We start from the raw sequence: 21,265 nt of genomic DNA, 5'->3' as shown, positions 1-21,265 counted from the left end.
GTGTTTGAACTTAATTTTCCACCCGTGGCTGACGGTTTTGTTCCCGCTCCTGCTGAAGACCCCTTAGAAGCAGCTCGCGCACTCGGACTCAAAGACGATGAGTATGCGTCCATCGTGGACACCCTTGGACGGGTGCCGTCCAGTGCTGAACTTGGTGCCTATTCGGTGATGTGGTCTGAGCACTGTTCGTATAAAAGCTCAAAGGTGCATTTAAAAAACCTTCCGTCTAGTGGGGACCGCATTCTTGTTGGACCGGGTGAAAACGCCGGTGTGGTTGACGTTGGTGGTGACTGGGCGGTTACGTTCAAAATTGAAAGCCATAATCACCCCTCTTATGTGGAACCCTTCCAGGGAGCCGCAACGGGGGTGGGCGGGATTATCCGCGATATTTTGACGATGGGGGCGCGGCCTATTGCGCTGATGAACCCACTGCGCTTTGGTGACCCTGATACCTCCACCACCCAGTGGGTAAAAGATGGGGTGGTACATGGGATCAGCCATTATGGGAACTGTGTTGGTATTCCCAATGTGGGCGGTGAAGTGGTGTATGACCCGTCGTATCAGGGCAATCCGTTGGTTAACGTATTCTGTGCTGGGCTGTTAAAGAAGGACCGTATTCAGCTTGCCCGCGCCGAACAGGTTGGTGACATCGCGATATTGATTGGGCAACGCACCGGACGAGACGGAATCGGTGGCGCCTCAATTTTGGCTAGTGAAGAGTTTGATGAGGGTGGCATCGACGAAACGAAACGTCCTAATGTGCAAGTGGGCGACCCATTTGCGGCCAAAGGTGTGATTGAGGCTTGCCTTGAGCTTTATGACGCAGATTTGTTGAGTGGTATCCAAGACATGGGTGCTGCGGGCATCGTATGCTCAACCTCTGAGATGGCTTCTGCGGCCCGAATGGGGATGGACGTCAATCTTGATCTGGTGAATCTCCGTGAACCAGATATGGAGGCCTGGGAGATCATCTGCTCGGAGAGTCAAGAGCGGATGCTTGCCCTTGTTAAACCTGAACGGGTCGAAACGGTCATAGCGACCTGCGCCAAGTGGGGTGTGGATGCGGTTCCTATCGGCAAGGTTGTGGAGGGTGACCGACTCCGTTTTTGGCGCAACGGGGTGCTTGAACACGATGTTCCGGCAGCATCACTTGCAGCCGATGGTCCGGTGTATCACCGGCCGATTGAGGCCTGGACGCACCCGAACGCTGATATTGATGTTGATGCTGATGCCCGAACCCAAAGCGCTGAGCTTGATACCGCGGCTATTACGGCCATGGCTGAACGGGTGTTGGCGAGTCCGAATATCACGGTTCCTAGTGAAGTGATCGAACAATATGACGCCATTGTGGGGCACGGTACCATCGCTGGGCCTGGCGGAGATGCGGCAGTATTGCGCTTACAACCTAACCATGTTCGTGGTGTGGCATTCTCAACAGATGGCAATGGTCGACTGTGTGCCCTAGACCCGCTCGTTGGTATTCGACGGGTGGTGGCTGAGTCAACTCGTAACGTAGCTTGCGTGGGAGCCGAACCGGTTGCGGCAACAAACTGTTTGAATTTCGGTTCACCAGAACGTCCTGAAATTATGGGTCAGTTCCAAGACACCATTACCGGCCTTGAAGAAGCCTGCGTAGCGCTTGGTACACCAATCACAGGCGGCAATGTGAGCTTTTATAACCAAACCGGTGATGCGGCCATTCATCCCACACCGGTTATGGGCATTATGGGCATCATTGATGACGTCCACAACGCCCGACCGTCGTTTGCACCTGAGTCGGGTATTTCTGTTGTGCTTATCGGTGATTTGCGTCCGGCAGACCAGGCCTTGGCCGGTTCTGAATGGGATTGGGTTGTCAACGGTCGAATCGCTGGCCGACCGGCTGATGTGGACCTCGACCGAGAGATAGCCCTGCAACGGCTACTACGCAGCTCAACGGCCATGCTCAGTGCCCACGACGTGAGCACTGGTGGGCTGGTCACCAGCTTGGTTGAAATCTTGCGTGCCCAAGACCCCCAACGGGTAGCGAACCCACGTGCTGCTCTTGGCCTTGACGTAACGGTTGATGTAGCCGATGAGGACCGCCTAGCGTTTTGGTTCGGTGAGGCGCCAACGCAGGTTGTGGTGACGACCCGTGACCTTGATGCCCTGACCGCTGATGTTGAAACGGCTGGCCTGGACCTCCTCGTCTTAGGGACAACTTCTGAATCTAGTCGCCTGGTCGGCCCTGGTTTGGACTTAGCCCTATAACCCCTGGGCGGTGGTTGCCGCCGCCCTTTGTTGTACAGCGTGGCTTCAATATTCCTTCGTGATTTGAAGCCACGCTTCTTAGTAGTGAAGGGTTGCGCTGCTATTGGGCGTTACTAACCCAAAAAGCAAGCTCATTACGGCCTGGCTCACGGAATTGGAAACGGCGGCCACCTGGAAAATCAAAAGGCTCAACAGTTATCTCTCCACCTATATCAATAACCTTGGCGCGCATGGCCTCCAAATCCTTTACCTGAAAAATAGCGAGAGGTGGGCGTGGGTTTTGGGTTGTATTGAATGCAATGGTGAAACCATCATTTGCATGAATATCTACGTAATCGTCACCATAAAAGGTTTGCTCGTAGTCGGATAGTTTCGATATGAATTCGGCCGATTGTGCGGCAGAAGATGAGTACAGTTCAACGGTTGTAAACGTGATCATGTGGTTACCGTATGAGCTCCGTGTGATTTGGGATAGAACAATTCGGACAACGCTTATGGTGGATTATTAGGAGAGAACTGAACCCATGGCTGGGATGACAGAATGGGTTGGTCCAATCCCTGGGACAACCCTTTGGCGGGTTACCGGAGGGGATCAGCAACATCTGGTCCTTCCCGATGCTGCTATGGATTTGGTTATTTCGGGAAATAAGATCATCTTTGCTGGTCCAGATACGCAGGCTTCGTTGGTTTCTACCCAACCCGGCCAGGTCACTTGGGGGCTTCGGTTTGCCCCTGGTATGGCCCATCAGATGCTTGGCTTACCCGTTTGTGAACTTCAGAATGAACGAGTAGCGCTAAGCGAGTTGGTAGAGCTACCAATGTCGGTTCAAGAAGTTGCTATACATAATCCGGTCTTGGCACTAAAATGCAGTGGCACTTCGCTGTGGCGGCAATGCTTAGCTTCGCCAACGGACATCGGTCTCGCCCATGCGATTGATCATGCTGCTCGTCGTGGGATACGGGTAAAGGATCTCGCGGAGATGCAGGGATTATCCACGAGGACGTTGCAACGGATTTGTAATCGTGTTTTTGGGTACGGACCGAAAACACTTGTCGCTATTCACCAACTTAATCGGGCCATTGGATACGGCTGCAAGGGGATAGAGCCAGCATTGGTAGCGGTGGCCGCAGGGTATGCCGATCAGTCACATCTCATCCGATCAACACAACAGTTGACGGGAATGACGTTTAATACGCTAATAAAATATCGAACAGCTATATAGCAACCGTATTGAGTTGTTCAATGGTTGCCGAGTGTCAACAGTCAACAATCAGTGCTATTGAGTATCTGGATTCAAGTAAGAGCTCTCAGATCCAGGTTGCTGGTATTTTTGCCTACTTGTATGGGCGGCAGCGTATCGAGGGGAATAGGCAGAGCTTAAGGACACCAAGGCGGTTATGGAACCAGTTGCGTCCTCTTGTCCGTACTGGTGAAATCAAAGTATGGCCAAGAAGAGATGTTGGCTACGATCAGTCTTTTGCTACTAGGCCTTTGTGTTCGGCCCTCGTGATTTAGCAAGAACAGCCGTCGTTTGTTTGGGCGATGGCGGCTAGGCGGAGGTCGGCGTTGTTTGGCAGGCTGGGGATGATGACCTGATACACGCCAGTACCGCCAGATGCAGCGTTTGGGTGGCCGGAGACCAATGTGATGGGGACCGGTCGGCTATTGACCATAGCGGTTATGGAGAGGCCAGGACCCATCACGCCTTCTTTGCCACGTTGCATTTCAATGTGGTCGCCGTGGATGTGCGTTCCAGGGGCGAGGAGTAATGCCACTCGCGTTTGTTGCCCATCGGGTAGCAGTTGTGGTTGGAGACGAATGAGGTGCCACGGCCACACAAAGCTTGGGCCGTCCACAAAGGTAACACCGAGGGCACTCCAAAATAGGGAATAGGCCGCAATACGTTGTTTGTTATCCCAGGTCAACTCCGTTTGTGAAATATCTGATGGCCGCTGAGTGTTGGCACGTTGCCCTATCCATCCGGCAGTGAGTGCAGCCACGGCATCTGGCCAGAGTGCCGCCTCAATCTGCTCGCGGGTGTAGGTGTCATGAGTGCACAGGTCGGAGGGGAGGGAAATGATGTGCTCAGGATCAGGCTCAACGGTGATGCCAAGGTTGGCCGCTTGAAGATAGAACCGGGCGTAATCCTCGGCAGTGATGGTGTGGGGGAGCACCATCTGGGCAGGTGTATCTGGTTCGAATTGTGCCAACGCGAGATGATTGACCCCAATGGCTGCAAGCTGACGCACAATGGTGAGGGCGTCCTCGACAGCATGGGCCATATCCAAGAGGGGTAAGGTCATTGAGCGGGTGGAATGGCTTGGTTGGTCGTCAATCGTGATCGGGATAAAGGGAAGCTGTGATAGTGCCACAGGGAGGCCTACCACAAGTTCAGGCCCCAACAGTTGGATAACCAGGTGAGTGCCACGCCAAAAACCGCTCAAGCTATTGGCGGCAATCGTGATTTGATCCTCGTTTGCAGTGACGCCAACTTGTTCATCAGCCATATCTGGTGCAGCGAGATACACGATTGTTGCACCGCTCGCAGATGCCACTGGTGCACCAGCAAAACAGGTTGTGAGACAGTCACGAAGGTACTGGCCTGGGACCGTTGCCAAGTCAGCCTCTATCTGCACGGTGGATGACCCTGTAACAACGCCACCACGGGCATCTTCATCAATATCAACAGTGGCAGGCTCAGGTAAGAAGATCGCATCCATACCCTCACGCTAACGACTCGAAATCTCACATGCGAATCTACGCATGTGAAACTCGGTGATGATCAATGATCTACGTTGCGTTATCGTGACCAGTCCGGCATACTGTGCCCATACACGGGCCTTTAGCTCAGTTGGTAGAGCATCGGACTTTTAATCCGCTGGTCGTCGGTTCGATCCCGACAGGGCCCACTACATCTCTTCTATATAGCGAACACCCGCCAGTCCATCGTCTTTGAACACGGTAGGGCGGGTGATTTGGTTTACCGTCTGCCACTATGCCCTAGTGGTCAGTGCAGAGGTGTGTGTCTATCAGATTACTCAGTTTCCATCGTATTTATTTACTATGGAAATAAGTTGTTCTTTGAATTCTGCTATCTGTGGGATTGAACTAATAGGGTGCTTCTGGCTATCTTTTTGTTCATCAAAAATCTCAATCATTTTCTGCCTCCTATTAAAATGGAGTCTACAGATAGGTTTTCTATTATTATCATCAAGAAGTATGCCAAAGTAGGTCTTTGTGTCGCGGCTCACTACGCGATTTAAATCTACGATTCCAAATAGCATTGCCTGGACGACATGGAATCCTTCAAGCTCTTCTATAGTTGTCTCTATTCCATTCTTTTCTGTTTCACCCTGATTGTTTTGCTGTGGATTTTTCTCACCAATATTAGGTTCTTCGGTAGGTTCGACAGAGACGGTAACTGTGGCACTAGTTGTTTTTAGAGCAGTAGCAAGACGGGTATTTACTCGGTCTTCAATAAACTGATCGCATGCTTTTTTAGTTAGTGCAGTGAACTGTTCCTTGGTTCGCTGAGTAAAATTTCCATCATAGAATCTATTAGCTAGAACCTTAGCAAAATCAGGGCTAGGGTTACTGAACTGCTCACGAAGAGACTCTTTCAGTCCTTGTGTATACTTTAGTTCCTCTGCTGAAGTTATTACAGAGTCAATATCAAAGGCTTCTTTTGTTAATCTCTTTAGTTCTGGAAGTGCGTAGGAGTCAAGATTGCAGAGATCCAGTTTTAGGAATGGTCGCTCATCCATTCGATTAGGTCGTTCTAAATCTGTGTAGAAATGCCATTGCTGGCCATTTGTCAGTACTCCAATTCGAGCATTTGATGTATGGAAATACCGTATCAACTGTGAGGCATGGTTGAGGTTGAGGTCAAAGTTTAATTGTTTAACCTCTATAAGCATTTGAACCTCACCATCTTTAACGATGGCATAGTCGACTTTCTCACCCCGTTTAGTTCCAATATCTGATGTGAATTCAGGAATGACTTCTGCGGGATTGAATACGTCGTATCCAAGAATCTGAGCAATGAACGGCATCACAATTGCCGTTTTTGTTCCTTCTTCTGTTTCTATCGTCTCTCGATGGAGGTTGATTCGATCTGCAATGGATGTGATGCTGTCGAGGAGTGACATGGCTGCCTTACGCTTTGAGTGATGGAAAGGTTTGTGGTTTCGGCTCTGAGTTCATATCTGAAGCAAGGTGTTCCTTGCTTGCTACGACCAGTTGTCGAAGTGCACGTTACGGAGTCTTCATCGGAAATATTTTCATCGAAGTTATATCAAACTAAACGTAATTACGTGAATTAGAGGATCAGTACTTGTCGTCCAAGCTGAAAGGAGTGCATGTCTAGGCGTTCGGTTTTGGGACTTATCTAAGGTCATGGCCGCAGTGCGGGCAGTGGCTGGGCAGCGTGTTAAGGTCTTGGATTGCTTGGGTTAGATATTCCATCTGGGTATCAAAGTGATCCTCAGTTTTGACGACACGTGCAGTCATAATTGAAGTAACCATTGCGGTGACACCACCCAGCAGTGCTATCCCACAAATCATTAGACCCATAGCGATGTAGCGGCCACCTTCGGAGACTGGGTACACGTCACCATATCCAACCGTAGTCATAGTGGCCATTACCCACCAAGCAGCATCATTAAATGTATTTATTGATGAGCCTGGTAAACCACGTTCTTGTTCAAGGATGGCCACCGCCGCGATAAAGCCGATGAGAGTAGCTGAAGAACTGAGATATGCTCCAACACTGCCAGCAAAGCTTGATGCCGCAGTCCCATCAAGTTTCCTTATAAGAAGTACAAGTCGGACGAGACGCAGTGGCCGCAGAAGAGGAAGAAACACAGCCAGGACTTCAATCCAATGTGTCTTTAAGTAGCTTTTGGTGGATTGAGATTCTCGCCAATCCATAGCGACATCGACAATGAGAACCACCCATGAAATGGTCACGGTGATATCAGCCCAATCTCCCTGCGTTTGAGGCCAAAGTATGGGAACAGCCCAGGCAACCGCAAACGCGATTGCTGCGGTATTAGCGAGGGTGTCTCTGAGTCGCGCCATCGCTATAAGATTAGTCAGACGGTGGTCTTTTTGGTACGGGTAAGTCTGCTGTTGTTCTACATCAAAACCGGCACATCGAAGTGAAACGATGAGTGGGCTGGTTAGCCCGTATTTCGAGCTGTGGTGTAGCAAATAATTGCCTACGGTGAGAGGAGCCATGCGCGAGAGATACTCGTATTTCTTTTTCTGGCACCCGTGGATACGGTGAATCTCTCCCCCAACGTGGCGCGACAATCTATCCTGGTTCAGTGACGACTTTTGATGACAAGCCGAAAGACGAATGCGGGGTAGTTGCGGTATTCGCGCCAGAGCAGCACGCGGCGAAACTAGCCTTCTACTCCCTACAGTCCATCCAACACCGTGGTCAAGAAAGCGCTGGCCTTGCAGCCAGTGATGGGCAACACCTGCTCGTGCACAAAGATATGGGGCTTGTTGCCCGTGTTTTTGATGAGAGTTCCCTAGCTGCCCTTGAAGGCCACCTCTCTATTGGCCATGTGCGCTACTCAACAGCAGGGTCATCGATTTGGGCCAACGCTCAACCGGCATTCACCGAAACGGCTTCAGGTACCCCACTGGTGTTGGCACACAATGGCAACCTGACCAATACGGGTGAGCTTCGTGAACTGATTGGCGATCCTCAAGAATCAGATAAATGCACGAGTGATTCCCTCCTGCTCACCACGTTGTTAAAGACGCGTCATAACGGGTCCACGCTCGACACGTTGGTGGAGGTTCTGCCACTTGTAACGGGAGCATTCAGCCTAACGTTGGCTGATAACCAAGCCATCTACGCAGCCCGTGACCCACACGGGGTTCGCCCGTTGATGTTGGGCAGGCTTCCTGATGGTGGTTGGGTGCTTGCCAGCGAGACTTGCGGGCTCGACATTGTGGGGGCCATCGTCGTTCGAGAGATTGAACCTGGTGAAGCAATCCGCATCGACGAACAAGGCATTGAAAGTCGTCGTTTTGCCGAACCGACACCCAAGTTCTGTGCCTTTGAGTACGTCTACATTGCCCGTCCCGATCATCAAACGGCTGAAACGAGTGTGTACCGTGCCCGTTTCGAGATGGGCAAAATGCTGGCTGAGCAATACCCCGTTAATGCTGATGTCGTGATTGGGGTGCCTGACAGTGGCGCGGCCGCGGCAAGTGGATACGCCTTTGCGAGTGGTATTCCCTACGCCGAAGCGTTGCAAAAGAACCGCTATGTCGGGCGCACCTTCATTCAACCCACCCAAGCCCTGCGTCAACTTGGTATTCGGATGAAGCTCAATCCGATTCACGACATGATCGATGGTAAGCGCCTCGTGGTCGTTGATGATTCCATCGTGCGTGGCAATACCAGCCGTCAGCTGATGGACATGTTGCGCCGAGCGGGTGCCAAAGAAATCCACCTGCTCGTTAGCAGCCCACCAGTGAAGTGGCCATGTTTCTACGGCATTGACATGGCAAGCAGGGCAGAACTCATCGCTGCTGATATGACGACAGCACAAATGGCTGAATATCTAGGTGCTGATTCTGTTGGGTACCTCTCAGTTGAAGGACTCATTAAATCAACTGGTCGTGCCGCTAAAAGTTTGTGTGTGGCCTGTTTTACGGGTGAATATCCAATCGCGGTAGAAGACAGCCAAATGCTTGCGGGCCGGCCAGAACCAATCCGACAGCCCTAGCGCCTATACGTTTTGACCCCCCATTTAGAGAAAAGGAATACAAATGACAACTCCCGTGGTGTACTGGCGTCCTGGTTGTGGCTTCTGCGCAGCACTCTTTCGAGAAATTGAACGCGACGGATTTGAAGTTGAGCGTGTCAATATTTGGGAAGACGAGGCGGCAGCCGCCTTTGTACGCAAACACAACAATGGCAATGAAGTTGTGCCCACCGTTGCTATTGGAGACACGGTATTGACGAACCCATTCTTGGCTCAGATTAAAGAAGTGATGTAATCCATCTTGTACCCATCGCCCGGCCAAACGGCTGGGCGATACGTGTTTACCCTGTCCGATATATCAGGAGCAGGACAACCGTTGTACAGTGCTGAACGGTATAACAATTTCACTACACCGTTCTAAGCCCGAGATGGGTATACGTATTTAGGACATCACGATGGGTATCAAGCTGTTATTGTTCGCATTCGCTGCATTGGCCACGATTCCGGCCACTGCGGTTATGGGTGGGCAATCTGCCCCCATCCTTCTTCCTGGCAAGGCAGCAATCACTGAGGATCATCAATACGGTTTTGACAACCGTCCGCGAGAGATTTTCCATGAGATTTGTCGTCTCGACTTGAAACCCCACAATCCACTGACTGAAAGCGAACCTGAGTGTCGTGACTGGGCGACCTATGTTGAACGTGTTTCCCTGAATGATGTAAACGTTGAATACGACTTCAAACCGGTGAACACTAGCGACGTACCAACTCGGCAAAGTGCCCGGCGGTTTTATGAATGGAATCCGCCAACCGGTCCGGGGACAGGGTCGGTCATTGCGGCCCATATTTTCCAAGACATCGAAACCTTCCGCTATGCCACCCCCGAACATCAGCAGGTATTTCGTAACTACTGTCCGGGTACGGAACCTCAATGTGCCAATATCCCGGTTGTTTACCTAGCTAACGAAGATTCTTGGGTTGATGCTCTTGGGGCTAGCTATGGGGCTAACGCCGCCTTTAATGGCAACCGCGCTCCCGGCGACATGCTGTTAACCAACGGTGATCATCTCAGCCAGGAAGTCATAGATGCGCTGAACCGTATCCAGAAACGTTCGGGTAAACCTGGTCGTGTACATCTTGTTGGTGGTACCACAGTCTTAGCGCCAGCTATCGAACAAACCCTTACCCAAATGGGTTGGCAGGTCACACGGTCTGGCGGCCTCACCCGGGTTGAAACGATCATCAATATGCGCCCCACCGCTTCAAAACCGATTGCAGGCGGCAAACATTTCGTCACCTTAGTACGTGGCTTTGCTCAACCAGGTTCATCTGAGTCTGGTGCCTACGCTGATGCGGTAAATGTGCGCTTTGAATATAGCGATATCTATGTCACCAACACCGACCACCTCCCCGATGTGATTGCTGCAGACCTTATGCAAGCCTCTGCAGATGGGCAACTCTTTGGATGGGCGAATAGCCATGCGTTGCGTATTTACGGCGGAACACAAGCCGTGAGTGATCGCGTTGTCAATACGATTGTGCGCGTACCCACTCGCGGGACTGACCGGGCTGGGCGACCCGCTCAGATCGGATTTAACGGGATAAACCGGATTGCTGGGGCGACACGCTTTCACACGGCGGCACAAGCGGTACGAAACGGGATGCCCGAAAGCCCTCGGTGGGCGAAAGCACTTGTCCTTGTTGATGGTGAACGCGAAGACCTCTTTAAGACCGCGTTTCCAGCACGCAGTTTGACCAATGTTGCGTATGTGCAAGGCGATACGATTCCGGCTCCTACTCGGAGTTTGCTTCGTGATTTTGGGCGACCGGATCGGGATATGGTGCCTGCGCCAGAACATCGGATGGTCTTTTGTTACGCCAGTGCTGCAGCGTGTGCCCAAGCCCGCGAAATCCTCTACACCGGATAAGGCGAAGGCTCGTTATCGTTGATTTATCGAAGCTGTGTGAACCACTCCATTTACGACAAAAGTTCGACCCCTGGCGTTGAGGTGACCTCTCCACATACCCAAGCGGTGACCCCGTGTTCGCTGAGGAGAGAACACGTCTGGTCAACATCGTCAGGGCTGACAACGGCGACCATCCCAACTCCCATATTGAATGCAGAGAATGCTTCTTCTTGAGCGACGTTTCCAGTTTCACACAGCCAAGTGAATAGCTCGGGAACTTCCCATGTCGTTGTATCTACCTGTGCCCCCAAATGGTCAGGCAATACCCGAGGTAGGTTACCAGGCAGCCCACCGCCGGTGATGTGACAGAACGCGTGGACAAGGTTTGCCGCGCACAAGGCTAAACAAGGTTTGGTGTAGATAATCGTTGGGGCCAGAAGAGCTTCACCGAGGGGCTGTCCTAGTCGCCCGTCTGGGTCTTGGGCGAGGTCGTATTCATTTACGATTGCACGCACGAGGCTATAGCCGTTTGAATGCAGTCCGGATGAGGCCATGGCGATCAGGACATCACCTTCAGATACGCGATCTGGTCCAAGGATTCGATCCCGCTCAACCATCCCAACACCAAAGCCTGCCAGATCGTAGTCCGTTGCCGGCATCACCCCAGGATGTTCAGCGGTTTCTCCCCCGACTAGGGCACAGCCCGCTTCTTCACAGCCTGCTGCGATACCCGTCACAAGGTCAGCCACCACATCTTGATCCACTTGCCCAATGGCGATGTAGTCCAAAAAGACCATCGGCTCGGCACCGGAAACGACAAGATCATCAACGACCATGGCGACTAAATCGATACCAACCGTATGGTGGATGCCTAACTGACGAGCCAATGAGAGCTTTGTTCCTACGCCGTCGGTGGCGGTGACCATGACGGGTGCCGTCCATCGGGTTGGGTCAATTGCAAAAAGCCCGCCGAATCCCCCGATTGCATCGAGGACTTCAGGCCGCCGTGTCCGTTCAACAACCGGACGGATCCGTTCAACAACGGCGTCACCAGCTTCAATACTGACACCGGCTTTGGCATAGGTTAACGGTTCATCATGATGGCTCATGGTCAAAAGCCTATCGACATTGCTCCTGTGCGGGCATGTAGCGCACCGTCGTAAGGTATTTCCTATTTCTCTCAGCCTGAACAGGTGTAAAGCGTTAGCTTGGTGGTCGTCAAGCTGGCTACGTTGAAAGATTCATTATGTTGCGTCTTCGTGCTGTCGCGCCGGTGCTGTCTTTTGCACTGCTCGCTGCAGGTTGCTCTTCGACCCCGTCCGCACCGTCATCAGATTCAGGTAGCAGTCAGCCATCTGCTGCTGGTCATTCTGATTCAATCGCCCAAGCTTCTGATGGTGCTTCAATGGCTTCTTGCACACCAGCTGATATGCAGACAATAGAAGCTGGTACGTTGACGGTTGCTACTGGTGAAGTGGTATTTGAGCCGTGGATGAAAGATGATACGCCAGAGAATGGCGAAGGCTTTGAAAGTGCCCTCGTGTATGCGGTTGCTGAACGCCTCGGATACCAAAAAGATCATGTGAAGTGGGTGCGCACCGGTTTTGATGAGGCCATCAAGCCTGGTGAAAAGAACTGGGACGTTAATATTCAGCAGTACTCCATCACCGATGAGCGTAAACAGGTTGTCGATTTCTCTGCCCCGTATTACAAGGTTCAACAGGCAGTCGTAGCAGCTAAGGATGCTTCCATTAAAGAGGCCAAAACGATTGGTGCGTTAAAGAGTGCCAAGCTCGGTGCACATATTGGTTCAACATCATTGCACTACATTGATGATGAGATTAAGCCAGATGCCCCCGCGCAGGCATATGACGACAATGTGGCCGCAAAATCAGCGATTGATGCGGGTCAAGTCGATGGTGTGGTCTTTGATTTACCCACTGCCTTTTATGTGACCGCAGTCGAGATGCCCGATACAACCATTGTCGGGATTCTTCCCGAAGCCGAAGATGGTGAAGCCATGGGCATGCTGCTGCCGAAGGGTTCACCGATTAAGGGGTGCCTAGATCAGGCTATTGAATCACTCGATGCTGCCGGTGAACTGAAGTCACTCCAAGATAAGTGGCTTACCGCTGGCGGCGATATCGCCACCTTAGAACGCTGAACCAGATAGCCCCGCCGTCGCTCACGGGACCCGTCGGGTCTCGGCGTTGGCGTGTCCGAACGCTCCTCAACGAAGAAGGTGCGATTGGGGTTGGTATTAGCGTCATATCGACGGTGGTTGTTGGCGCAATTATTGCTGCAGCCGTGTTGAATAGCCCGACATGGCCGGTGGTGCGAGATCAATTTTTCAGCTTGGAGCATATGGTCAATGCGTTGCCAAATATCTGGCGGGGCTTCGTGCTGGATATGCAATTATTCGTGATTGCACAGCTCGCAATTTTCTTACTGTCGATCATCATTGCTGGGGTGCGTTCTCTCCGCGGACCGGTGTTTTTCCCGCTCCGGGTTATGGCCATTGTCTATATCGACCTCTTCCGAGGGATTCCATTGATTCTGGCTATTTTGTTGCTTGGCTTTGGGGTGCCTGCACTTCAAATTCCGTGGCTACCCAACTCCGAACTGTTCTGGGGTGTGACAACCCTTGTGCTGTCGTACTCGGCCTATACCGCTGAGGTTATTCGTTCTGGTATTGAAAGTGTGCCTGAGTCACAGCGTCTAGCTGCGCGCTCAATCGGGTTAACACAAATGCAGGCCCTCCGTCATGCCATCTTGCCCCAGGCGATACGCAATGTGGTCCCTGCGCTGTTGAACGGGGTGGTGAGTTTGCAAAAAGATGTTGCCCTCATCAGTGTGCTGGGCGTGCGTGAAGCGGTACGCGAAGCTGGGCTGGGTGCTGCGCGAACATTCAACTACTCGGGCTATGTGGTTGCCGCACTCCTCTTTTTGGCAGTTAGCGTGCCATTAGCTCGTTTTGCTGACTATTGGGCAGCTCGGACTCGGGCACAACGTTCAGGAACACTGGTATGAGTGCACCACAAACGGGGCCTTTAGCCACTACGGGCCAGTGCCTAGAAGTTGATCAATTGGTGAAAACCTTTGACCATCACACCGTATTAAATGGCATCACCCTAGCTATTGAACAGCACCAGGTCCTCACGTTGATTGGTCCATCAGGGAGTGGAAAATCAACGCTGTTGCGGTGTGTGAACCTCCTCGAGAAACCAGATGCAGGGTCAATCACATTTCAGGGTGAATGTGTCACTACTGACTGGGTTGATGTTAATCGTGTGCGCCGTCGCATGGGTATGGTCTTTCAGTCCTGGAATCTATTTGGGCACCTCAACATCTTGGATAATGTGACCCTTGGCGCACGTAAAGCCCACAAGATGCCCAGAGATGAAGCCGAGTCCAAGGCGATGACGCTACTCAGCCGGGTTGGTTTAGCTGACAAGGCAACAGAATGGCCTGATCGTATTAGTGGTGGGCAGGCACAACGTGTCGCGATTTGTCGTGCCCTCATTACTGACCCAGAGTTATTACTGCTTGATGAAGTGACGAGTGCTCTTGACCCTGAATTAGTTGGTGAGGTCCTTGGCGTGATTCGTGAGCTTGCTGAGGATGGTATGACGATGATGCTCGCTACCCATGAAATGGGTTTTGCTCGAGACGTTAGTGACCAGGTGGCCTTCTTACATGACGGGAAGGTATTAGAACAGACGACACCCGATGTCATATTTACTGAGCCGACTCATGAACGAACCCGACAGTTTTTAGGTCGCCTCATTGAGGCTCGGCGCATTTAAGTAGACAGACAACACCGTATTGGCAAGAACCCTGTCCGCTCGGACTACTTGTGCATAAGCATGGTTCGATGTAGCAACTATCCCAGACTTATCCACAGGTTTTCAACAGGCAGCGCAAATTGTCCACAGTTGTGGATAACGCTGAGGATAACCTGTTAATTGGTTGTTAGAGACGGCGGATGCCTGTAAAAAAATCGGCATCGGTGGGGAAAAAGGAGCCGTCTTGTTGTGATTCAATACGCTAACACATCATCCTTGAATGAACACCCTTGAAGTTAAAGAAACCGATTACATAGGCGTGTTTTACCTGGTCAGCGCATTTTGAGAATTGGCCTTTTTTGCTGGTCTGCAACGGCATCCAAGGATGAAATGAATTGCTTTCATCTCTGCCTTCGCTGACCAGGACTCATCATCCTCTCGCACATGTGTTCAAGCTGCGGGATACAGAAATACAGAGTGTTATCCAAGCATCGCATGAGGTAAGGACAGCGAAATACAAAAGATGTCCACAGGTGATAGACAATGCCGTAAGAGCTCGGTACGAACCTGTAGTACAGCCTGTACGCTGCCTCTAGGTTCGATCGTGCTTGTTCGCTTTAAGGAAGAGGTCGCTGCATGTTTGGCTTCGTAATGCTGTGCTATTTGATCACGCTGCTCCCAATGTTTGCCCAGACCACGACAACAATGGTTAACGTCTACATGACGATTCAAAGCGTCGGTTTAGGAATGATCGCAATAACCCTTGTGATGTCAGTGATGTACCTCATCAAAAATATGGCTGAACGGACAGTGGCTACGACTCCAGAAGGTGATCTGATCGCTCAAGGGCTTGTCAAAGGGCGTGATGGTAAACGACCGGCCACGATTGAACGCGACCTCCAAAAACCTTGGCTCTTTGCGCTTTTTCCCGTCATTGTTATTGCGCCCGCGGCCTATGTCCTCGTGGACTCCATTACTGCCCTCATCGCTGGCATCGGGGCAGGGGCATTGGGTGTCTTTGCGTGGTGGCTGATCCCTCGAATGCCCGCATCTGATCTGCTGTATGACGCGGCTTATCGTGTCACCCTTGTTGCTGCACCCGTCGTGGCTATTGCCCTGGTATTACGAGTCATGGTGGCCTATACCCATGGGGTTCCCGCGTGGACGGATACCCTCTCTCCCGTGATCTCTGTGGGTGGTCTCATACTCTACGGGTTGTATCTACTGCTTGGGCGTTTGCCACGGTTTCGAGGTGAACCGGTGACCTATCTGAACGTCATCGGCTTTGTCCTTTTATTCGCCGGGCTCATTGTGAATGCTGTGTCTTAGTTGTAAGCGTGCTGCCGACAGGCAGCTACTCGGCTGCCATCCCCTTTTTGCCGTAGCGTATATAGGGGTATGCTCCTAGATCTTCTAGGGTGAAAGGTTAGTAAGGTAAAGCATTCTAGGAAGACTGAGTTCAATCACTAAGGGAGAAGTTCCATGGTTGACGCATTACCCACGTACGCTGAAAACGGGCAGGTTCCTGAGGGTGAGTGGAAGCGCTTGGGGGTAGGAAATTTGATTCTCAGTCTTGGACAACATGTCCTGTCACTAATTATGACAATCGTTCTGCTCATTATTGCGAACATAGTCGTTGTTAATATTCAGACTAACCTCACGAATCTACCTGTTGACCCTGCAATTATTCCTCAGGTCATCAAATGGATTTTTGGTGTTTTTATCGTTCTTGAGCTGCTCGCAATTGCTTGGGCATTTTTCACTCATCGGGCTATTCGGTATCGCCTCGCCCCCGATGCGGTCATTAAAAAGGGCGGTGTCTACACGACCTATACGCATACGATTCCAGGGCTGCGCGTTCAGGGTGTTGAAATAACGGCCAACCCTTTCCAACGCTTCCTAGGTGTGTCTAGCGTGACCATTACGACGGCTGGGGTGCATAGCCCCAATATGACTATCCATAACCTGGCCAATGCTGATGCCTACGCCATTCAAAATCAGTTAGGAGTCGATCGTGACTACGCCTGAACACCAAGGTTCAGAACCGTTATTAGGATCGTCACAACCTGATGTTCAAGGTGCAGTGGAACGAGAGGGCGTATCTGGTGATACACCATCACAAACCGTGAACCTCCCCGACCCTGGAGAATGGCAACGAACCAGCCCGTGGACACTCGTCGGGTTGTTTGGGCAAGTTGCCTGGGTTCTTGTGGCGTACTTCTTTTATAATTTCGCCATGGTTGGGAGCATGGTGTTTCTACCAGGTCCCGTTATCGAACAAATAGAGGCAATATTTCCCTTTCTCACGCCGGTAGTCATTGAGGCGCTTTTGAATCTGTTTGTCCCCATCGTGGTTGGGCTAGTACCTGTTGGACGATGGCTGACTATCCGCTGGCGTCTTGATGAACAAACAATCGAAATGCGCCAGGGCATTCTCTTTCAGAAACATCAAAAAATGGCGAGGAGTCGTGTCCAGAATGTGACACTGAAAGCGAATCCGTTTGCCCGAATTACAAACACCCGCTCAGTTGTTGTATCGAGTGGGGATACCGAAGATATTGTGATTGAACTTGTCGACGTGGCGCTGGCTGACCGCTTGCGTATTGCGATAGCACCTCAAATGGGTACTGCCATTCAGCCTGATGCAGCGTTGATTAATGATCCTGTTCGGGAAGCACTATTCCGGCATCGAAAAACTGGTACCACTCGCAGGCATCAATCGGTTGAAGGGGTTGGTGCGAGTGCTGAGGAAAAGATCGCTCCTTCTATACCAATTGACAATGCTGGGCAAGTTGGGCATACCTCGCGGGTAGATATTGCCCATCTCGGTGTCAAGGAGTGGCTCTTATTCGTACTCATGGCGGCAGCACCATCAATCATGATTACGTTGGCCTTAGCCGTACCCGTGTTGATTGTGGTGTGGTTTTCTATGTTCGGGGTTGGAACGGACCTCGCTGGACTTATTGCAGCCGCTTCGATTCCGGTTGTGATCGTTTCGCTTCTCCCAATCGTATTTGGGATAGTAGCGAGCCAATTAAATAACTGGGGATTTACCTCTTGGATTCAAGATGGAAGGATTCACAGCGTGCAAGGGTTGTTCTCTCGATATGAGAAGGGCGCTTCCCTCGGGCGTATCCAGTCGGTCAGCATCGGACAAAACCCGCTTCGACTTTGGCTTAAACTTGATGAAGTCACGATCGCAACTGCGGACGCCACTGCCAATATCGAAAAGAATTATGACTCAAGTTTGCGGTTGGTTCATCCCTTGTTACCCGCTGGCCAGTGGCGAGAACTTGCCCAAGACCTCCTTGGTGTAACCATACCAACCCAGCTCAACCGGCCATCTCGGCGTGCTATTTACCGTGGGTTTATCCGCACCCTTCAAGTCGGGTTCCCCGTTGTGATTCTCGCTGGGATAGTTGAGTCAGTGATCGCGTGTTCGGCCTATTCTGCGCTTGTGCTGGCCGTTCTTACCTTAGCTATTGCCTATCCCATTGGGCTGTGGCGGTACCACAATCAGCGTTGGGCGATTAACGAAGAATGTTTTGTTATTCGTCGGGGGTTGGTGTTTCGATCTATTTCGATTGTGCCCTTGACGTTGATTCAAAATATCAAGGAGCGAGAAACCTTTGCTCAGCGTCGGCTCGGTCTTGGCGATGTTGATGCTGACGTGGCTGGTATCCATGCTCCTAAGGTGAGTGCGCATGACCTTGAACGGGTTGACGCCCTGCGCGTTGAGGCCCAGGTGTCTGCCTACGCCCGTCAAGGGGCGAACCGTGATGGCGTATAAAAAGAAGGCGGGTACTCAACCTATGAGCACCCGTCTTATCTGAGTGACGATTGTTATCGTCTGCCACGATGAGGTCTAGGTCCAGCGCAGCCAGGAACGCTTACCTTTCTTGGACTGTGGCTGATCGCCAATGACTTCTTCAATGTCATCTTCTTCAACTTCGTCCTCGTCCTCGGCTTCATATTCTCCATTGAGTAGCGCTTCGAGTTCGGGGTCGGGAGCAACCAGGTGTTCAGGAATATCAGGCATTGCGGGTGGTAGCCCTGCCTTGGGAACTGGACGCTTACCACAATCTTCACAGGTGTCGCGCCAATCAGGTACCTCACGGCGGCATTGGGGACAAACCACCAAACCAAGATCCATACCTAGACCCGCAAACTCGCTTTGGCGGATCCCAATCTCGTCGTCTTCTTCACGCTTCTTTCGCTGGATGAATGCCATAGACGTATTGTACGGGCCTTATACGTCTGCTCTTGAGCCTTTCGATACTTTCTTGTCTCTTTGCCTAAATGAGGTGGCTACCTGACCAGGTCTAGCAAGGATTGATCAGTCGGATCAATGGTCCGAACATGATTGATTCGCCGACTGATCGGCCAGGCCATTAACTGCTTGGCCACAGTGTCACTCCCATGGGAAAGTTCCTTGCAATCTATTGGTTGACCAGGTCGTTTTGGGTCAAGCCACCAATCCCACAACGATGGTGGCACAACGACAGGCATTCGGTCATGCACGTCTCCGCTAGCATCAACCGCCTGGCGGGTGATAACCGTACAAGTAACCTGCCAAGGATCGTCTGAGGTATCACGATATGCAGCCCACAAGCCAGCGGCGGCGAGGATGCGTTGGTTAGGCGTGGCTATAGCCACCGGCTGTTTAAAGGACTGTCCAGATGAATCTACTGCTGGCACCCACTCGATGTAGCCGGTCATGGGAATGAGACAGCGCTGAGATACAAACGCATCTTTAAAGAGACCATTCGTTGCAACGGTTTCAAGGCGTGCATTAATTGGGCGTGGACCGTCTGCCGTTGCCCATTTTGGCCGAAAGCCCCATACCGCTGTGGTGAGCCCTCGCTCATTGGTCCGTTCACGCACAATCGGTACCGGTGTAGACGGCGCTACTGAATAGGTAGGCAACCAGTCAGCCGTGGCGATATCAACATCAAAATGCAGTCTCAGCTGTTGAGTATCAACGGCCAAGGAATAACGCCCACACATGTTCCCATTGTGTCTGCTCATGGGATTATGTGGCATGAGATGTTCGCTGGGCTAATGCCCTGTGCGCCGGCATTGAAATAGGTATGCCCGCTAATCCCCACAACAGAACTTCCGATAAGAGTCCTGTGCATATCCAAGGGGGTCTCTCGGCGGGAGAGGCCCCCTTTCCTTATCTATGGTGCTCCTATTCTTTGATCGGAAATAGCATATGATCACGCAGGAATCACAACGTCAGTTGGATGGTGCTTATCGCCTCATGCTAGGTAGTTGTACAGCACTACACATCATTCAGGGCTGAAATACCTCTGTTCATGATTTGCTACCAAGTACAGATGAACCATGGTCAGAAAAGGATAGTTATCAAGGTAGCTGATTGATATATATAATATGCTACTAGCTGGCAATTATCCATATAAAATGGTATGAGCTTGAGTCGCAAATCCCTTTACGTTTGATAAGTTACCAAGATGTATTAAAATATCTTGTTCCTCTAGCTTCGGGCCTTTTTTGCCTGTTCGGTTAGCAACATTTCTAAGCGCTATTTTGACAAGATTAGGATTAAGATCTAATAAGTCGATGAGAAATTCATCTGGATCTTGTGCGAACAAGCTAAATGGAAGGCATGTTTTAGGGAAATCATTAAGGTTGAATGTGACGATCACATCTGCTCTACCGGCTAATGCCCCGGCGACAATATGCATATCATTAGGGTCAGGTAATGACTCGATAGAGAAACTAGTTGGGGAATCTTTAATGCAAACTTTAGCATCGGGGAGGGCTAGGTTCATCTGGTCAAGTAGTCGATTAATATAGATGGATCTATCATTTCTTAAATCGGTATTATTATCATCACCTATAGTTTTTTTGTGGCTATAGTTTCGCTCTAATACTCTGGCAAGTTCTTCTTCGACTCCATCTGACCAGACAGCTCGATAGGCCCCTTGGCACGCAAGCTCCAGTAATACATCACGCAGGCGTGAGGGATAGAGTACGCAGGTATCAAGGAAGGCTGAAAAAACCATAGCTAGGCTCGTTTATTGTTAGCTGTTCGTGTTGCATCAAGCGATGCAATGATCTCATCATGATCTATCTCATACAGACCAAGTGACTCAGCGTCGGAGACCATATCGCTGAGGGCATCATGGCTCACGAGGCGCTGTCGCTCTCGATATTCCACCACGTCACGTAGGTACAGTCGGCGGTGTCGATTTCGGCGCTCAAATGGAATCTTCCCATCTTCGAGCATACGAACCAACGTAGGACGTGAAATGCCAAGCATGTCTGCTGCTTCTTGGGTGGTGAGCACCATATTGTGGGGGACAAGGCTGATTGCAAGTCCTTGGCTCATCGCCTCAATCACTTGGATGAGTACAGGCAACACATCGGGGGGAAGGTCAATTGATGTGCCGGACCCATCGTTGATGATCAGTGAAGGGGTTTGATTCCCGATATTTGATGTGGCTTCTTCGAGTTTGTCAACCGTCTGTTGGAGTGCTTGTGCCTTGTGCTTATCCTCATCGTGAGTGGGCGGGAAATACGTGCGGTCGTGAAGGGCTCGGTTCATGGAAGCATCTCCCCAGTGGAGTA

Annotated in this window: 20 protein-coding genes and 1 tRNA gene; 12 read left to right on the top strand and 9 right to left on the bottom strand. The window is 51.2% G+C overall.

Annotated elements, in window-relative coordinates; genetic code table 11:
- Positions 1-2,250 (top strand): phosphoribosylformylglycinamidine synthase subunit PurL, encoded by a 2,250-nt coding sequence (gene purL / locus VCU37_RS02240; RefSeq protein ID WP_336249004.1) that lies wholly within the window; start codon positions 1-3, stop codon positions 2,248-2,250.
- Between the two features lie 100 nt (positions 2,251-2,350).
- Here purL and VCU37_RS02235 read toward each other — a convergent pair whose 3' ends face one another.
- Positions 2,351-2,689 (bottom strand): VOC family protein, encoded by a 339-nt coding sequence (locus VCU37_RS02235; protein ID WP_336249003.1) that lies wholly within the window; start codon positions 2,687-2,689, stop codon positions 2,351-2,353.
- Between the two features lie 85 nt (positions 2,690-2,774).
- Here VCU37_RS02235 and VCU37_RS02230 point away from each other — a divergent pair, with 85 nt between their 5' ends.
- The gene (locus tag VCU37_RS02230; protein ID WP_336249002.1) at positions 2,775-3,473 is read left to right on the top strand and encodes an AraC family transcriptional regulator; all 699 of its coding nucleotides are present in this window, start codon (positions 2,775-2,777) and stop codon (positions 3,471-3,473) included.
- A 289-nt stretch (positions 3,474-3,762) separates the two neighbouring features.
- On the opposite strand, the gene VCU37_RS02225 is transcribed toward VCU37_RS02230, so the two are convergent.
- Positions 3,763-4,971 carry a hypothetical protein gene (locus VCU37_RS02225; protein WP_336249001.1) on the bottom strand — a complete coding sequence of 403 codons (1,209 nt, stop codon included), beginning with the start codon at positions 4,969-4,971 and terminating at the stop codon, positions 3,763-3,765.
- A gap of 116 nt (positions 4,972-5,087) precedes the next feature.
- Between VCU37_RS02225 and VCU37_RS02220 the strand changes: the two genes are divergently transcribed.
- A tRNA-Lys gene (locus VCU37_RS02220) sits at positions 5,088-5,160 on the top strand.
- 129 nt (positions 5,161-5,289) lie between these two features.
- Here the strand turns inward: VCU37_RS02220 and VCU37_RS02215 are convergent.
- Entirely contained in the window at positions 5,290-6,399 is a 1,110-nt protein-coding gene (locus VCU37_RS02215) for a type I restriction endonuclease (protein WP_336249000.1), read from the bottom strand.
- Positions 6,400-6,634: 235 nt separating this feature from the next.
- Positions 6,635-7,330, bottom strand: a complete 696-nt coding sequence (locus VCU37_RS02210; RefSeq protein WP_336248999.1) for a potassium channel family protein — start codon at positions 7,328-7,330, stop codon at positions 6,635-6,637.
- A gap of 248 nt (positions 7,331-7,578) precedes the next feature.
- Here VCU37_RS02210 and purF point away from each other — a divergent pair, with 248 nt between their 5' ends.
- The 3 genes from purF to VCU37_RS02195 all read left to right on the top strand — a co-directional run bounded on the left by purF (position 7,579) and on the right by VCU37_RS02195 (position 10,907).
- Entirely contained in the window at positions 7,579-9,000 is a 1,422-nt protein-coding gene (gene purF / locus VCU37_RS02205; protein ID WP_336248998.1) for an amidophosphoribosyltransferase, read from the top strand.
- Between the two features lie 43 nt (positions 9,001-9,043).
- Entirely contained in the window at positions 9,044-9,274 is a 231-nt protein-coding gene (locus VCU37_RS02200) for a glutaredoxin domain-containing protein (RefSeq protein WP_336248997.1), read from the top strand.
- 160 nt (positions 9,275-9,434) lie between these two features.
- Positions 9,435-10,907 (top strand): cell wall-binding repeat-containing protein, encoded by a 1,473-nt coding sequence (locus tag VCU37_RS02195; RefSeq protein ID WP_336248996.1) that lies wholly within the window; start codon positions 9,435-9,437, stop codon positions 10,905-10,907.
- 50 nt (positions 10,908-10,957) lie between these two features.
- Here the strand turns inward: VCU37_RS02195 and purM are convergent, their stop codons facing one another.
- Complete coding sequence (gene purM, locus VCU37_RS02190) at positions 10,958-11,995, bottom strand: phosphoribosylformylglycinamidine cyclo-ligase (RefSeq protein ID WP_336248995.1); 1,038 nt, start codon at positions 11,993-11,995, stop codon at positions 10,958-10,960.
- Between the two features lie 137 nt (positions 11,996-12,132).
- On the opposite strand from purM, the gene VCU37_RS02185 reads away from it, so the two are divergent.
- The 6 genes from VCU37_RS02185 to VCU37_RS02160 all read left to right on the top strand — a co-directional run bounded on the left by VCU37_RS02185 (position 12,133) and on the right by VCU37_RS02160 (position 18,461).
- On the top strand, positions 12,133-13,050 hold the full coding sequence (locus VCU37_RS02185) for an ABC transporter substrate-binding protein (protein WP_336248994.1): 918 nt from the start codon (positions 12,133-12,135) through the stop codon (positions 13,048-13,050).
- Positions 13,008-13,916, top strand: a complete 909-nt coding sequence (locus VCU37_RS02180) for an amino acid ABC transporter permease (RefSeq protein WP_336248993.1) — start codon at positions 13,008-13,010, stop codon at positions 13,914-13,916. Before VCU37_RS02185 ends, VCU37_RS02180 begins: the two co-directional genes overlap by 43 nt.
- Positions 13,913-14,692 carry an amino acid ABC transporter ATP-binding protein gene (locus VCU37_RS02175; protein ID WP_336248992.1) on the top strand — a complete coding sequence of 260 codons (780 nt, stop codon included), beginning with the start codon at positions 13,913-13,915 and terminating at the stop codon, positions 14,690-14,692. The genes VCU37_RS02180 and VCU37_RS02175 overlap by 4 nt, the downstream gene beginning before the upstream one ends.
- Before the next feature lie 615 nt (positions 14,693-15,307).
- The gene (locus VCU37_RS02170) at positions 15,308-16,000 is read left to right on the top strand and encodes a hypothetical protein (RefSeq protein ID WP_336248991.1); all 693 of its coding nucleotides are present in this window, start codon (positions 15,308-15,310) and stop codon (positions 15,998-16,000) included.
- Positions 16,001-16,153: 153 nt separating this feature from the next.
- The gene (locus VCU37_RS02165; RefSeq protein WP_336248990.1) at positions 16,154-16,699 is read left to right on the top strand and encodes a PH domain-containing protein; all 546 of its coding nucleotides are present in this window, start codon (positions 16,154-16,156) and stop codon (positions 16,697-16,699) included.
- Positions 16,686-18,461, top strand: coding sequence for a PH domain-containing protein (locus VCU37_RS02160; protein ID WP_336248989.1), 1,776 nt, complete (start codon positions 16,686-16,688; stop codon positions 18,459-18,461). Before VCU37_RS02165 ends, VCU37_RS02160 begins: the two co-directional genes overlap by 14 nt.
- A 75-nt stretch (positions 18,462-18,536) precedes the next feature.
- On the opposite strand, the gene VCU37_RS02155 is transcribed toward VCU37_RS02160, so the two are convergent.
- From VCU37_RS02155 to VCU37_RS02140, 4 genes are all read right to left on the bottom strand, one after another.
- Positions 18,537-18,902: a hypothetical protein gene (locus tag VCU37_RS02155; protein ID WP_336248988.1), complete on the bottom strand. Its 366-nt coding sequence runs from the start codon at positions 18,900-18,902 to the stop codon at positions 18,537-18,539.
- Between the two features lie 77 nt (positions 18,903-18,979).
- The gene (locus VCU37_RS02150) at positions 18,980-19,678 is read right to left on the bottom strand and encodes an SOS response-associated peptidase (protein WP_336248987.1); all 699 of its coding nucleotides are present in this window, start codon (positions 19,676-19,678) and stop codon (positions 18,980-18,982) included.
- A gap of 404 nt (positions 19,679-20,082) precedes the next feature.
- A complete protein-coding gene (locus tag VCU37_RS02145) occupies positions 20,083-20,700 on the bottom strand; it encodes a PIN domain-containing protein (protein ID WP_336248986.1) in 618 nt (205 codons plus the stop codon).
- 2 nt (positions 20,701-20,702) lie between these two features.
- Positions 20,703-21,242 (bottom strand): helix-turn-helix domain-containing protein, encoded by a 540-nt coding sequence (locus VCU37_RS02140; protein ID WP_336248985.1) that lies wholly within the window; start codon positions 21,240-21,242, stop codon positions 20,703-20,705.
- Positions 21,243-21,265 lie beyond the last annotated feature (23 nt).

The organism is Stomatohabitans albus, from assembly GCF_036336025.1.
In the GTDB taxonomy this organism is placed as follows: domain Bacteria; phylum Actinomycetota; class Nitriliruptoria; order Euzebyales; family Euzebyaceae; genus Stomatohabitans; species Stomatohabitans albus.
This window is presented reverse-complemented; position numbering and strand designations above follow the sequence as displayed.